The sequence below is a fragment of the Pseudomonas sp. 29 genome (assembly GCF_002754355.1).
GTDB classification, from domain to species: Bacteria; Pseudomonadota; Gammaproteobacteria; order Pseudomonadales; family Pseudomonadaceae; genus Aquipseudomonas; species Aquipseudomonas neuropathica.
In genome coordinates this window covers 2,842,993-2,857,331 of sequence record NZ_PEEY01000001.1, presented here as the reverse complement: position 1 = coordinate 2,857,331, position 14,339 = coordinate 2,842,993, and the positions used below count along the sequence as shown (strand labels likewise).

Below are 14,339 nucleotides of genomic sequence, written 5' to 3'. Positions count from 1 at the left end.
GATCTGGAAGGTATGCGGTTTATTGTCGGTCTGTTTGCTTTGATGGTGCTTTGTGCTTGCGAGCAGCAGGATGCGCCAGCCCTCGACCAACAACTCTACATCTGGCAACGGCAATGGACGCCGGCCCATGAGACGGCGTTGCGTGACAGCCGCCAAGACTTCTCGACGCTGCGCGTGCTGGCGCTGCAGGCCTTTCCGAACGCGGGATGGAGTCGGGCGCGGATCGATGCGCACTTACTGAAAGCCGAGGGTCGTCCGTTGATTGCGGTGATTCGTCTCGACGGCCAGCTCATGTCGCTGGATCAGGATCAGGTCACCGCGCAGATTCTGCAGGTGCTTGCCGATTGGCAGGCGCAAGGGCTGACGCTGAGCGGTGTCGAAATCGACCACGACGCGGGCAATGCGCGGTTGCCGGCGTATGCTGAATTTCTCAGACATCTGCGCTCGGCCTTACCGACGAATCTGCCCTTGAGCATCACGGCACTACCGGCCTGGCTCGGCAGTGTGCAATTGCCCGAACTTCTGCAAACCGTCGACAGCAGCGTGCTGCAAGTGCATGCCGTCAGCGATCCACGCCGGGGTTTGTTCGATCCTGATCAGGCGTTGAAGTGGGCCAAGGCCTGGGCACGGATTACCGACAAACCTTTTTATCTCGCGCTGCCGGCTTACGGTGTCGCGCTGTTGCCGGATGACGGCGGGGCGCCGGTGGTGGAAAGCGAGGTGCAACTTGAGCGCGGCGGTGAGCGTCAGGAGTTGCTCGCCGATCCGCTGCAGTTGAGCCAACTCGGCAAGACCCTGCGCGAAGACCCGCCGGCGCATCTGGCCGGGCTGATCTGGTTTCGCTTGCCGCTGGCCAATGATCGCCGCGCCTGGAGCCTGACCACCCTGCGCGCGGTGGCCCGGGGTGATCAACTCGTCAGCCAGCTCGGCGTGACGTTCAGCGAACACGACGGTCTCTACGACATCAAACTCGAAAACCCCGGTAACCTCGACAGTGCCTGGCCTGCGCAAATCACCTTGAAGGCGCAAAGCTGTGAAGGCGCCGATGCGCTCGCCGGTTACTCGTTGCAACAAGCCCCGGATCTGCTTACCTTCACCCGCCTGCGCGACGGCCGTTTGCCGGCGGGCGGGCAGCGCGCCATCGGTTGGGCGCGTTGCGCCAATATTGATCAAGGAGGTTCGCATGTTGACCCGTAACTGGCCCCGCCATCTGCTCTGCCTGAGCCTCTGCCTGCCGCTGGGTTCGGCGCTGGCCTGCGGACCGGATTTCCCCATGCGCCTGCTCGACAATCGCGGGCAAACCCTCGCGGATCTGCCTGAGAGCAACTTCAACTTCGAACTCAGTCGCCTCGGCAAAGCCATCGCCGGGCTGAAGAATGTCACCGCGGCAACGCACAATCCGAACGATATGTACGGCGAGGAAAACGCGGCCGCCGAGGCACGGGAGAAGGCCGAGCAGGCCGGACTGAGCGCCGAGCAGCAAGCGTTGGTCAAACAACTGCGTGGCCTGACCGATGCGCGTCAGGTCGAGGTGCAGGGCGCCAGTCTGCCGACGGAAATCCGTTTGTATGTGGCCGGTGCGGTGGCGTTTGCCACAGGCGATCATCAACTCGCGGTCGCGTATTTCAACAAGCTGCTGGCGCTGCCGGCAGATCAGCGTCCGTTGCGCAGCACGTGGGCGGCGTATTCGCTGGGCCGTACCTGGTTTGCGATGAGCAGCGAAGGAGGGGATGGGGTCGAGGCGCTGGAACAATCGCGTGATGCGTTCCGCCAGGCCCGGCAACTGAGCATCGACGGTTTCAGCGATCCGCTGGAGTTGGGTGTTGCCAGCCTCGGTGAAGAGGCGCGGGTGTTGCGCTCGGCAGGCGACTGGAGCGGCGCCATCGAATTGTATGAAGCACAGAATCTGCACGGTTCGGCCGTGGGTTACACCTCGCTCAAGCAATTGATGAATGAACTGGCGGAGTTGCCCGAGGCCGAACTGGCCGAGCTGCTGCAACACAAAGCCGTGCAGCAAATGGTCACGGCATCGCTGGTCAGCCGCCAAGGCTGGTCGTTTGGCGATGAGCCGCCGAACGAGAAGAAACTGGTCAAGCTGCTGCAAAACAGCACCCGTGGCAGCCTCGACAACGCTGATCGTCTGGCGGCAATGAGTTATCAACAGGGTGATTACGCTGGGGCCAAGGCTTTTCTCGAGAACGCCGGCGACGGCGGATTGGCGTGGTGGCTACGGGCGAAACTGGCGGTGCGTGACGGCGATAAAAATGCCGCGGCCGCAGCCTATTCGAAAGCCGCGCAGGCCTTCCCGCAGAGCGAAGACTGGGGTTACCGGCGCACCCCGGACTGGGCGTATGAAGCCGTTCAGCCGAAGTGCCGGGTCGAGGGCGAAAGCGCGATTCTCGCCTTGCAGCGCGGCGAATACCTGCAAGCCTTCGTGCAGTTGTATCGCAGCAACAGCACCTATTGGTTCGACGCTGCGACCGTGGCCGAACGCGTGCTGACGGTCGAGGAATTGAAAAAATACGTCGACGACAACGTCCCGGCGCCGCCGGCGTTGACCCAGCAGGAGCGTGACAACTACGTGCCGCTGCCGGTCGCCGCCAGCCTGCGCAATCTGCTCGGTCGACGCTTGCTGCGTGAAGGGCATTACGCCGACGCGGTGGCTTATTTCGACAATTCCGACCTGCAAAACAAGGCCCGACTCTACGGCGAACAACGGCTGAAGGCTGATGCCGCGTGGTGGCCGACCAAGCGCGCCAGTGCCTTGTACAACGCGGCGTGGACAGCCCGCGAGTGGGGCATGGATATTCTCGGTTACGAGATGGCGCCGGACTACGCCACGTTCGGTGGCAACTACAGCCTGGAAAGTACCGAGCTGAAAGTCGGTCCGCTGGTGAGCGAAGCCGAAGTGCAACGTCAGGTCGCCAGCGAAGCGAAACCGGATCAGCGCTATCACTACCGTTTCGTCGCCACCGCGCTGGCCGGGCGCGCCGCTGACAACCTGCCGCACACCAGTCAGGCGTTTGCCGCAGTGCTGTGCAACGCCGCTGGCTGGAACAGCAGCCTGGAAGATCAGAGCGCGCTGTATCAGCGTTACATCAAGGAAGGTCCGTTTGTCCCGTGGGCGGTGGATTTCGGCAATCAGTGCCCGTACCCGGATTTCGAAAACGCCGACAAGCGTTACGTCACCCAGGTCACGGATGCCGTGCGTTCATCGCTGCGGCCGTACAAGTGGCCGGTGCAGATCGGCGCGGTTGTGCTGGTCGCCGGTGCTGCGTTGCTGTTGATCAGCCGTCGCCAGCGCAAGGTCCGTAAAGGCTAAGCTTGCTGGACGAAGGTCAGGCGCACGGCGAAACCGATCAGCAAGCTGCCGAACAACCATTGTTGTACGCGTTGGGCCGTTGGACTGTGTTGCAGCCAACGACCCAGCGCGGCGCCGGTGAGGGCGTAGGCGCTGTCGAACAGCAGGCCGATACCGACAAGCAGCATGCCCAGCACGGCGAACTGGCTTAGCACCGCCACGCCGTCATTGACGATGAACTGCGGCAGCAACACCGAGCAGAACAGCAGCGCTTTGGGGTTGAGCAGGTTGGTCAGCAAACCGCGTCGGACGGCTTCGCGCCATTGCCCGTGCGCGTCGACAGCTTCACCGGTATTCAGGTTCGGCAGCAGGGTGCTGCGCAGGCATTGAATGCCGATCCACAGCAGATATGCTGCCCCCGCCAATCGCACCACCTCGAATGTCCACGGCGCCGCTTTGAACAGCGCCGCCAGCCCCAACGCCGCAAGGGCCACGTGACAACCACGGGCGATGCCCAGACCGACAGCGGTGGCCAGCGCCGCGCCGCGTCCCTGCCGAGCGCCGGTTTGCAGCAGCAGGATCATGTCCGGGCCGGGCAACAGATAGACCACCGCCAATGCCAGGAAGAACAGCCAGAGACTCGCCATGTTGCAGCCCTTTCGTTGTCGATTCGGTGCGCCAAGTCTAGGCCCGAAAGGTGAGGCAGGTGCTTGCGTAGTCCGCTTCAAAAGCCTGCTGCTTTGGCATAATCTGCTGGTTTTCAACGCCCCGACTATCAGGATCTGCCAACCATGAAACTCGACGCCTTCGACCGCAAGATTCTCGCGGCGCTGCAACGCAACGGACGCTTGAGCAATGTCGAGCTGGCGGACGAAATCGGCTTGTCGGCCTCACCGTGTCTGCGCCGGGTGCGGATGCTCGAGGAGGCCGGGGTGATTCGCGGTTATCAGGCCAATCTCGATCGCGATGAAGTCGGGCTGGGACTGACGGTGTTTGTCGGGGTCAAGGTCGAGCGCCACAACGATGCACAGGCCGAGGCGTTTTACACCGCAGTGACGGCATTGCCGGAAGTGATTTCAGCATTTCTGGTGTCGGGGGAGTCGGATTTTTTGCTGCAAGTGGTGGTGCCGGATTTGCGTGCGTATGACCTTTTTCTCAGCGGCTGCCTGTTGAAACTGCCGGGGGTGAGTGACATCCGCAGCAACTTTGCGATTCACACGGTGAAGACGCCGGGGGCGTTGCCGCTGGGGCATCTTCCTGCCTGAGACCGAGTTGTCCCCAATCGCGAGCAGTCTCGCTCCCACATTGATCGCGATGCTTCTGAACAAACGCGATCAACTGTAGGAGTGAGCCTGCTCGCGATAGCAGACGCCCAGTCACCACATACTTTTTTGCTTACATCTGCGTCGCCATCCCCTCGACATTCATCGCCGCCTGGCGCAACGCCTCTGACCGCGTTGGATGCGGATGGCACGTCAACGCAATGTCCTCCGCCGAAGCACTGAACTCCATCGCCACGCAAAACTCGCTAATCATTTCACTCACGCTCGGACCGACCAGGTGTACGCCGAGGACTTCATCAGTGCGCTCGTCGGCGATGACTTTGGCAAACCCCTCGGTCTCGTGGTTGATCTTCGCCCGGCTGTTGGCGGTGAACGGGAATTTGCCGACCTTGTAGGCGCGTCCTTCAGCCTTGAGCTGTTCTTCGGTCTTGCCGACGCTGGCCAGTTCCGGTTTGGTGTAGATCACGTTGGGGATCAGGTCGTAATTGACCTCGCCGGCCTTGCCATGGATCTGCTCAACGCAGGCCATCGCTTCGTCTTCAGCCTTGTGCGCGAGCATCGGCCCGGAGGTCACATCGCCGATCACCCAGACCCCTGCCGCTTCGGTGCGGTGCTGTTTGTTGGCGAGCATGCCGCGCTTGTCGGTGCTCAGGCCGACGTTTTCCAGACCTAGGCCCTGGGTATAAGGGCGGCGACCGATAGCGACCAGCACGTAATCGGCTTCCAGCAACTCGGCAGTGCCGCCAGCGGCCGGCTCGACGCTGAGTTGCACACCGTTGGCGGAAGCGGTGGCGCTGGTGACTTTCGAACTCAACTTGAACGCGATGCCCTGTTTGCTCAGCGAGCGCTGCAGGGTTTTGCCGGCCTCACCATCGACGCCCGGGCAGATGCGGTCGAGGTATTCGACCACGGTGACCTGCGCGCCGAGCCGCCGCCACACCGAGCCCAACTCCAGACCGATCACACCGGCACCGATCACCACCAGGTGTTTGGGCACTTCGCTCAGGGAAAGCGCACCGGTCGAATCAAGGATACGTTTGTTGTCGATCTCGACACCGGGCAGGGGAGTGGGCTCGGAACCGGTGGCGATGATGATGTCCTTGGCGGTCAGTTCGACTTTGCCGCCCTGATCGTCGGTCACCGTAACCTTGCCGGGGCCGTCGATGTGGCCCCAGCCCTTGATCCAGTCGACCTTGTTCTTGCGAAACAGAAATTCGATGCCTTTGGTCAGGCCTGCCACGCTTTCGTCTTTCTGTTTCATCATTTGCACAAGGTTTAGCGTCGGTTTGACCTCGATGCCGAGGTTGGCGAATTCCGCACCCATCGCCGCATCGTAAAGCTCTGATGCATGCAGCAAGGCTTTGGACGGCATGCAACCAACGTTCAGGCAGGTGCCGCCGAGGGTTGCCCGGCCTTCGACGCAAGCGGCCCTGAGGCCCAACTGGCCGGCGCGGATCGCCGCGTTATAACCACCCGGGCCGCCGCCCAGAATCACTACGTCATAGTTGCTCATGTGCTTGCTCCTGATGGATGGATGCAGATCGCTAACGGTAGTTTCGGATAAAAATTACGAACGTAATATGTGCGTTTGCGGACATTTCGGTCAAGGCTTCAGCCAAGCGACAGGTTGGGCATCTTTGAATAAGCGTAATTGTGTACGAATATTTCACGCTTTTCGTTATATCGTAACGATATGCAGTGTGGGCTAATGAATTGGGGTGATATGCAAGTCGATCTGGAGGTGGATGGCACGCACGTGACCGGACTGCCGCGTTTTCAGCAAGCGGCCGTGCAGAGCCGGCGTCTGCGCCGCTGGGCGATCGGCTTCGGCGGATTGGCCGGGGCAGGGTGGGTGCTGGCGTTCTTTGTCGGGCTGTTTGCCCCGCAATCATTGTGGCTGCCGCTGCTGGTCAATCAGAGCGCCGCGCTGCTGGTGCTGGTTGCCGGGCTGCAATCGGCGTGGTGGGTGACGCGATGGCGTGCGCGGGTGATCAATCCTGTGGTGCTGGCGCCGCTTGCTGGGGAGGAACAATTCCCGCCGCTGGGGTGGTATGAGCGGCTGCTGGACCGTTTGAGCCAACGTAGCCTGCACCTGCTCGGCCAGATCGGCGCGGCGACGCTGTGGTTGGGTGGCTGGGCGCTGCTGGCGGTGCTGAGCATCGAGCAAGTGTGGAACCTGACGTTGCCGGCCGCTGCGGTGGGTTTATCGGCAACGGTGGGCGCAGCGCTGGCATTGTTGCTGGCGTTCGGTCTGCTGGTGCTGGAGCGGCAACTGGCCCAGGAAAACCCGGCGCAATGGCCCGAAGCGGTTTCACTCGCGCAACTGACGCGTGTGGCGATCATCAGCCTGGTGCTAGGCGCACTGTGTTTGTTGTTCGCTGGCGAGAATGCGGTGTGGCCAGTTCGTGTCGCTGTCCTGATCGGTATCTTGCCGGGATTGGTCGCGATCGAGTTGTTATTGCGCGCCGTTCTTTCAGTGTTCAGCCCTCGTCGCGAGCAGCTTGAGCCGCGCCTGCTGGCGCGCAGTTTTGTCGCCGATATGTTGCGCTGGCCGCCACAACCTTTACTCGCGTTGCAGCATGAATTGCACAACCGTTTTGGCATCGATCTGCGCCAGATCTGGGCGTTCAGCTACATGCGCCGTGCTTTTCTACCGGTGCTGGTGCTAGTAGCCGCAGCCGGTTGGTTGCTCACCGGGATCCATGAAATTCCGTTACAGGGACGCGGTATTTATGAGCGCTTCGGCAAACCGGTGCAGGTATTCGGCCCGGGGTTGCACAGCGGCTTACCCTGGCCGCTGGGGCGGGTGCGGATCATCGAAAACGGCGTGGTGCATGAACTGGCCACCAGCGTCGGCGACAACCCGGTCCCGCTGCAAGCCGACCCTGCTGAGGGTCCGGCACCGATGACCGCCAACCGTTTGTGGGACGCCAGCCACGTCAACGACAAATCGCAAGTGATCGCCAGCAGCCGTGGCGATCAGCAGAGCTTTCAGATCGTCAACATGGACGTGCGCTTCGTCTATCGCATCGGCCTCAGCGATCAGGCCGCACTGGCGGCGACGTATAACAGCGCCGATGTGCCAACGCTGATTCGCAGCACCGCCAGCCGGATTCTGGTGCACGACTTTGCCTCGCGCACGCTGGACGGCTTACTTGGTCAAGACAGGGTAGGGCTGGGCGATGAGATTGGTCGCGCGGTGCAGCATGATCTGCAAACACTCAACAGTGGCGTGGAGATTCTCGCCACGGTCGTCGAAGCCATTCACCCGCCGGCCGGTGCCGCCAATGCCTATCACAGCGTGCAAGCCGCGCAGATCGGCGCGCAGGCATTGATCTCCCGCGAGCGTGGCGCGGCAGCTGAAGCGAGTAATCAGGCGCAATTGCAGGCCAGCTTGGCTCGCGATCAGGCCAGCGCCAATGCGCGGGAAATCAATGCTACGGCGCAGGCGGCGGATCTGAAATTCAGCGCCGAGCAAAAAGCTTACGCCAGTGCCGGCCAAGCTTTCGTGCTGGAGCAATACCTCGGTCAGCTCAGCCAAGGGCTGAGCAAGGCCAAGTTGCTGGTACTCGACCATCGTCTCGGGGGCAGCAGCAATGCGCCGACCATCGACTTGCGGACCTTCACGCTGCCGGCTGACCCGACGCCCGCGCGTACCACCGCTCAACCAGGAGTCGCCCATTGAGCCAGTCGCATACTCACGAACCGCATGATCACAGCGGCCACGATCATGGCAACGGCGGACATCACCATCATCATGGGCATCATCACCATCACCACGGTGCGCCGGAAGAGGCAGGGCCTTTCCCGTGGCGACGCATGAGTTGGGCCCTATTGCTGGTGGCGTTCGCCATCGCGGCGGCAAGCCTGGTGCAAGTGCGCTCGGGCGAGGCCACGGTCATCACGCGTTTTGGTAACCCTGCGCGGGTGTTGCTTGATCCGGGTTTGAGCTGGCGTTGGCCAGCGCCGTTCGAGGCGGCGATTCCGGTCGACTTGCGTTTGCGCACGACGTCCAGTGGCTTGCAGGATGTCGGCACCCGTGACGGCTTGCGCATCATTGTGCAGGCCTACGTGGCGTGGCAGGTGCAGGGCGATGCGGACAATGTGCAGCGTTTCATGCGTGCGGTGCAGAATCAGCCGGACGAAGCGGCGCGGCAGATTCGTACCTTTGTCGGCTCGGCGCTGGAAACCACCGCGAGCAGTTTTGATCTGGCGAATCTGGTGAACACCGATGCCAGTCAGGTGCGTATCGCCGATTTCGAAGCGCAGTTGCGCCAGCAGATCGATCAGCAATTGCTCGCGACGTATGGCGTGCGGGTTGTGCAAGTCGGCATCGAGCGTTTGACCTTGCCGTCGGTGACACTCACTGCCACGGTCGATCGCATGCGCGCCGAGCGTGAAACAATTGCCACTGAACGCACGGCGATCGGCAAACGTGAGGCCGCGCAAATCCGTTCCGCAGCTGAGCGCGATGCGCGAATTGTGCAGGCTGACGCGACGGTAAAAGCGGCAGAGATCGAAGCGCAGTCTCGTGTCGAAGCGGCGCAGATTTATGGCCGTGCTTACGCCAGTTCACCGCAGCTTTACAACTTGCTGCGCTCGCTCGACACCCTCGGCACCATCGTTACGCCGGACACCAAACTGATTCTGCGCACCGACGCCGCGCCATTTCGAGTATTGGTCGACGGCCCGCCGACACTCGACAGCAAATCCGGATCGCAGCCATGAATGATGAAGTTCCACGTGGAACATCTTCGCTGAACAGTCCATGGATTCAGGCGGGGCGTTTGGCATTTTTTGCCTTGTACGCGGTGACGATCCTGGCTGCATTGGTCTGGGTGTTTTCCAATGTGCGGCAAATTGATCCGCAAAATCGTGCCGTGGTTTTGCATTTCGGCGCGCTGGATCGCATCCAGAATGCCGGTCTGCTATTGGCTTGGCCGCAGCCATTCGAACAGGTGATTTTGCTGCCGGCAGCCGATCGGGTGATCGAGCGTCGCGTCGAGAATCTGTTGCGCAGTGATGAGGCGCTGAAGGCCGATCGGGTCGCTTCCTTTGCCACCCCCCTGAGTGATGCGCTGGCCGGATCCGGTTATTTATTGACCGGTGATGCCGGCGTGGTGCAACTGGATGTGCGGGTGTTCTACAAAGTCATTGACCCTTACGACTTCGTGTTGCAGGGCGAGCATGTCTTGCCGGCGCTGGATCGTCTGGTGACACGCAGCGCGGTGGCGCTGACGGCCGCACGCGATCTGGACACCATCCTGGTCGCCCGCCCGGAGTTGATCGGTGCCGACAATCAAGCCGCAGAACGTCGTGAAAAACTACGTGGCGATCTGGTGCAAGGCATCAACAAACGCTTGGCCGAGTTGAAGGCAGGCGGGCAGGGCATCGGCATCGAAGTGGCGCGGGTGGATGTGCAATCGAGTCTGCCCGATCCGGCGGTCAGTGCTTTCAACGCGGTATTGACCGCTAGTCAGCAGGCCGACAAAGCTGTGGCCAATGCACGCACCGACGCCGAAAAACTCACCCAGACCGCCAATGAACAGGCCGACCGCACGCTACAAGTCGCTCACGCGCAGGCTGGTGAGCGCTTGGCCAAAGCCTCAGCCGACACAGCCACGGTGTTGAGTCTGGCCAACACTACCGACCCGCAAATGCTCCTGCGCCTGTACCGCGAGCGCATGCCGAAAATACTCGGCCAGGCCGGATCGGTGACCACGGTCGACCCGAAAGACGATTCCCGTCTGATCATTCAGGGAGCCAGTAAATGACTGCGACCACCGCCGCACCGAGCCTGTTGTCTTCGGCAGAACAACGCCGTGCTGCACGGCAACTGACCTTGGCCATGCTTGCGCTGGGCCTGCTTGGTCTGGGTCTGATCTGGCGCTGGCAGATGCCCGAGCAAACCGGTGTCAGTCAGTTGCTGCTTGGGTTTGCATCTTTATTGGTTGGCGTGCCGGTAATGCGCTCGGCGTGGTACAGCCTGCGCTATCCGAGCTTGCACGGCATCACCGATCAACTGATTGCCCTGGCTATGCTCGGTGCATGGGCGACTGGTGACTTGCTGACAGCGGCGTTGCTGCCAATCATCATGATCTTTGGCCATGTGCTGGAGGAGCGCAGCGTCATCGGCTCGCAAGAGGCGATCCATGCCCTTGGCCAACTGACGCGCAGCCATGCGCGCAAGGTGCAAGTGGATGGCTCGATCATCGAAGTGGACAACGGCACGTTGAAAGCCGGCGACACCGTTGAAGTGCGCGCCGGTGATCGGATTCCCGCCGATGGTCGAGTGTTGTCAGGTCAGGCCAGTCTCGACACTGCATCGATTACCGGTGAATCGGTGCCGGTCGAGGCGGGTGTCGGCATGTCGGTGTTCGGCGGTGCGATCAACCTCGACGGTCTGTTGCGTATTGAAGTGACGCGCACCGGTGGCGAATCGACGCTGGGCAAGGTCATTGCGTTGATGCAGAACGCCGAGCGCTCGAAACCGCCAATCACCCGGTTGCTCGAACGTTACGCTGGCAGCTACATGGTGCTGGTCTTGCTGCTGGCGGCAGTGACCTGGTTTATCACTCACGATGCGCAAGCGATGCTTGCGGTATTGGTCGCCGCTTGTCCGTGTGCGTTGGTGCTGTCGGCTCCGGCCACGGCGATTGCGGGTGTGGCGGTGGCCGCACGTCACGGCATACTGATCCGCAGTTCGGCGTTCCTTGAAGAACTGGCCGACCTGACTTCGCTGGTGGTCGACAAGACCGGCACCCTGACTTTCGGCACCCTGCGCCTGCAGTCGATCAACAATCCGTGTGCAGATACGTCCGTGATCATCGCGCTTGCCGCCAGCCTTGGCGCGGCAAGCAGTCATCCGGTCAGTCGTGCGCTCGCAGGGTTGGTCAGTCAGGAAGAATGTTTGGCACTCAGTGATATCCACGAACGTCAGGGCCTCGGCGTGGTGGCCATGACCGCGCAAGGCGAAGCCGCGTTGGGCCGACCGGAGTTGTTCGCGCAACTGGGCATCACCACGACGACGGTTCCCGATCACGACGGTCCGATTGCCGGGTTGGCATTGAACGGTGCATTCCTCGCTTGGTTGTTGCTCGCCGACACGGTTAAACCGGAAGCGCGTTTTGCCCTCGACGAATTGCGCGAGTTGGGTCTTGGTCGGCAATTGCTGCTGACCGGCGATCGCCAAAGCGTGGCGCAATCGCTGGCCAGCGAGGTCGGCTTGCATGAGGTGCAAGCCCAAGCCCTGCCCGAGGACAAACTCAATCACGTACTCAAGGAAATCAACAATGGTTTCCGGCCGATGGTAGTCGGTGACGGTATCAACGATTCCCTCGCACTGAAGGCGGGCGTGGTCGGTGTAGCGATGGGCGCGGGCGGAGCGGACATCGCGCTGGCCTCAGCCGACATCGTGTTGATCGGCAGTGACCTGCGCCGTCTCGGTACATGTGTGCGGCTTAGCCGCCAGTGCCGCAGGACGTTGCAGGTCAACGTGATCATCGGCCTGGGCTGGACGCTGGCCATTGTCGTGTTTGCCGCTTTCGGTTGGCTGGGTGCCGCCGGGGCGATGATCGCCGCGCTGCTGCACAACCTCAGCACGTTGCTGGTCCTCGGGAATGCCGGGCGCTTGCTGCGCTTTCAGGAGCCGTTGCTCAAGCTCAAGAACGATCTTTGAAATTATTTTTCGATCCTCTGTAACGCCGTCGGGGCCGCTCTCTCTAGTGCTATGTCGGGACTGAACAACCTTCCAGCCGACACCCCTGACGATTACCGAGGATAAGAAAAATGACCATCAAGACCGCTGCTGCTGGTGTCGCTCTCGCTTTGGCTGCCGCCACAATGTTTGCCGGTGTTGCCTCCAACGCGATGGCCGCCGATGCCAACGTTCACTGCTACGGCGTGACCGCTTGCAAAGGCCAGAACGACTGCAAAACCAAAGACCACGCCTGTAAAGGCATGGGCGCCTGCAAAGGCCAGGGCTTCAAGGCAATGACTCAGGCGGCGTGCGAAAAAGCCGGTGGCAAGGTCGGCGAATAACTGACCGGCAAGTGTTGTCGCAGTGGTTTGCGCCACTGCGGCCACTTTTTATCAGGAGTCCGCACATGTCCGCCTCTTTTCCTTTTCTGGGTTATGGCCTGGGTTTACGCAGTGCTTATTATCAACAGATCCTTGAGCAGTCGCCGGATGTCGACTGGTTCGAGGTGGTCTCGGAAAACTTCATGGTGCAGGGCGGCAAGGCTCTGTATTACCTCGATGCCTTCGCCGAACGCTATCCGTTGGTGATGCACGGCGTATCGTTGTCCATCGGCGGGCCGCATGCCCTCGATCCTGACTACCTCAAACAACTCAAACAATTGGCCGAACGCGTCCGACCGGCATGGATTTCTGATCACCTGTGCTGGAGCCGCGGCAATGCCCATCAGCTACACGATTTGCTGCCGTTGCCTTACACCGAAGAAAGCCTGGTCCACATTGCTGCTCGGGTGATGCAGGTTCAGGACATTCTGCAGCGCCCGTTGGTGCTGGAAAACGTCTCCAGTTACGTGCGCGGCGCCTCTGACGAATTCACCGAGTGGGAGTTTCTTGCTTTGCTCAGCCATGTGAGCGGCTGCGAATTACTGCTGGATGTGAACAATGTCTACGTCAGTTCACGTAATCATGGCTTCGATCCATGGGACTTCATCAGCAGCCTGCCCGTTGATAAAGTCCGCCAACTGCATCTGGCGGGGCACAGCGATTACGGCGATTACGTGATCGACACCCACGACCATCCGGTGAGCGATCCGGTCTGGGCGCTCTATCAACGCACACTCGAACATTTCGGCCCGGTGGCGACGTTGCTGGAACGCGACGATCATTTTCCGCCCTTCGAAGCGCTGCTTGATGAACTGCAAACGGCCCGTCAGCTCGGGAACAAGGTTCTTGCGCGGAGGCAACCATGCTCCTGAAAGAGTGGCAACTGGCGTTTGAAGCGTTTCTGCTCGAAGAAGACCCCAACGCGAATCCGACGTTGAGCGAGAGCCTGATCGGTGGCCCGACACTGGATGTCGGCACGGGACTGGCGATCTACCACAATGCTTACAAGGCGCGTTTGCTGGACGTGTTGCGCAATGACTTTCCCACGAGCCTGCACTGGCTGGGCGATGAGGAATTCGACCGCCTCGCAATGGCTTACATCTATCGGTATCCGTCTGCGCACTTCAGCCTGCGCTGGTTGGGTAAAGGCTTCGAAGGCTTCGTCCGCGAGCATCTGGTGCCGGAACAGAGCGCGCCGCTGGCCGAGCTGATTGCGCTCGAATGGGCCTTCACCCTGGCTTTCGATGCACCTGCCGCTGAGCCGCTGACAATTGAGGCCATGGCGGCTTTGGCTCCGGAGGAGTGGCCCGAATTACGCGTCAGAGCGGTGTCGTCCATGCAACGGCTGGAGTGCCGTTTCAACAGCCTATCTTTATGGCGCTCGGTGAAGGAAGAAGCGCAATTCCCTGAAAGCGCGCCGCTCGAAATCCCACAGATCTGTCTGATCTGGCGAAACCAGTTGATCTGCAGTTACCGCAGCCTGGATTCAGCCGAAGCCTCAGCTCTCATGGGCATACTCAACGGTGGCTGGAATTTCGCCGAACTGTGCGCCGAGTTAGCAGTCACTTATGGTGAGGGCGCGCCACTTCACGCGGTTACCTGGTTGAAACAGTGGATACAGGATGGTTTGCTGGAGCGTCTGCAACGATAGACAAGGTTAATCAAATCGATAGCCT

12 protein-coding genes are annotated in these 14,339 nt (G+C 61.0%); 10 read left to right on the top strand and 2 right to left on the bottom strand.

The window, feature by feature from the left end:
• Positions 1-12 precede the first annotated feature (12 nt).
• Both CLU80_RS13350 and CLU80_RS13345 read left to right on the top strand, forming a co-directional pair.
• A complete protein-coding gene (locus CLU80_RS13350; protein ID WP_099757582.1) occupies positions 13-1,197 on the top strand; it encodes a DUF3142 domain-containing protein in 1,185 nt (394 codons plus the stop codon).
• The gene (locus CLU80_RS13345) at positions 1,184-3,322 is read left to right on the top strand and encodes a hypothetical protein (RefSeq protein ID WP_099757581.1); all 2,139 of its coding nucleotides are present in this window, start codon (positions 1,184-1,186) and stop codon (positions 3,320-3,322) included. The genes CLU80_RS13350 and CLU80_RS13345 overlap by 14 nt, the downstream gene beginning before the upstream one ends.
• On the opposite strand, the gene CLU80_RS13340 is transcribed toward CLU80_RS13345, so the two are convergent.
• Positions 3,319-3,948, bottom strand: coding sequence for a LysE family translocator (locus CLU80_RS13340; RefSeq protein ID WP_093429574.1), 630 nt, complete (start codon positions 3,946-3,948; stop codon positions 3,319-3,321). The genes CLU80_RS13345 and CLU80_RS13340 overlap by 4 nt on opposite strands.
• Before the next feature lie 144 nt (positions 3,949-4,092).
• On the opposite strand from CLU80_RS13340, the gene CLU80_RS13335 reads away from it, so the two are divergent.
• Positions 4,093-4,566: an Lrp/AsnC family transcriptional regulator gene (locus CLU80_RS13335; protein ID WP_099757580.1), complete on the top strand. Its 474-nt coding sequence runs from the start codon at positions 4,093-4,095 to the stop codon at positions 4,564-4,566.
• A gap of 130 nt (positions 4,567-4,696) precedes the next feature.
• Here the strand turns inward: CLU80_RS13335 and lpdA are convergent, their stop codons facing one another.
• Positions 4,697-6,097 carry a dihydrolipoyl dehydrogenase gene (lpdA, locus tag CLU80_RS13330; RefSeq protein ID WP_099757579.1) on the bottom strand — a complete coding sequence of 467 codons (1,401 nt, stop codon included), beginning with the start codon at positions 6,095-6,097 and terminating at the stop codon, positions 4,697-4,699.
• 210 nt (positions 6,098-6,307) lie between these two features.
• Here lpdA and hflK (CLU80_RS13325) point away from each other — a divergent pair, with 210 nt between their 5' ends.
• From hflK (CLU80_RS13325) to CLU80_RS13295, 7 genes are all read left to right on the top strand, one after another.
• Positions 6,308-8,269 (top strand): protease modulator HflK, encoded by a 1,962-nt coding sequence (gene hflK / locus CLU80_RS13325; protein WP_099757578.1) that lies wholly within the window; start codon positions 6,308-6,310, stop codon positions 8,267-8,269.
• Positions 8,266-9,312, top strand: coding sequence for a protease modulator HflC (gene hflC / locus CLU80_RS13320; RefSeq protein WP_095049602.1), 1,047 nt, complete (start codon positions 8,266-8,268; stop codon positions 9,310-9,312). Before hflK (CLU80_RS13325) ends, hflC begins: the two co-directional genes overlap by 4 nt.
• On the top strand, positions 9,309-10,358 hold the full coding sequence (gene hflK / locus CLU80_RS13315; RefSeq protein ID WP_099757577.1) for a protease modulator HflK: 1,050 nt from the start codon (positions 9,309-9,311) through the stop codon (positions 10,356-10,358). The genes hflC and hflK (CLU80_RS13315) overlap by 4 nt, the downstream gene beginning before the upstream one ends.
• Entirely contained in the window at positions 10,355-12,262 is a 1,908-nt protein-coding gene (locus CLU80_RS13310; RefSeq protein WP_099757576.1) for a heavy metal translocating P-type ATPase, read from the top strand. The genes hflK (CLU80_RS13315) and CLU80_RS13310 overlap by 4 nt, the downstream gene beginning before the upstream one ends.
• A 110-nt stretch (positions 12,263-12,372) precedes the next feature.
• Entirely contained in the window at positions 12,373-12,624 is a 252-nt protein-coding gene (gene bufA2 / locus CLU80_RS13305) for a BufA2 family periplasmic bufferin-type metallophore (protein WP_099757575.1), read from the top strand.
• Positions 12,625-12,689: 65 nt separating this feature from the next.
• Positions 12,690-13,535 (top strand): MNIO family bufferin maturase, encoded by an 846-nt coding sequence (gene bufB / locus CLU80_RS13300; RefSeq protein ID WP_093429582.1) that lies wholly within the window; start codon positions 12,690-12,692, stop codon positions 13,533-13,535.
• A complete protein-coding gene (locus tag CLU80_RS13295; protein ID WP_099757574.1) occupies positions 13,526-14,314 on the top strand; it encodes an HvfC/BufC N-terminal domain-containing protein in 789 nt (262 codons plus the stop codon). Before bufB ends, CLU80_RS13295 begins: the two co-directional genes overlap by 10 nt.
• Positions 14,315-14,339 lie beyond the last annotated feature (25 nt).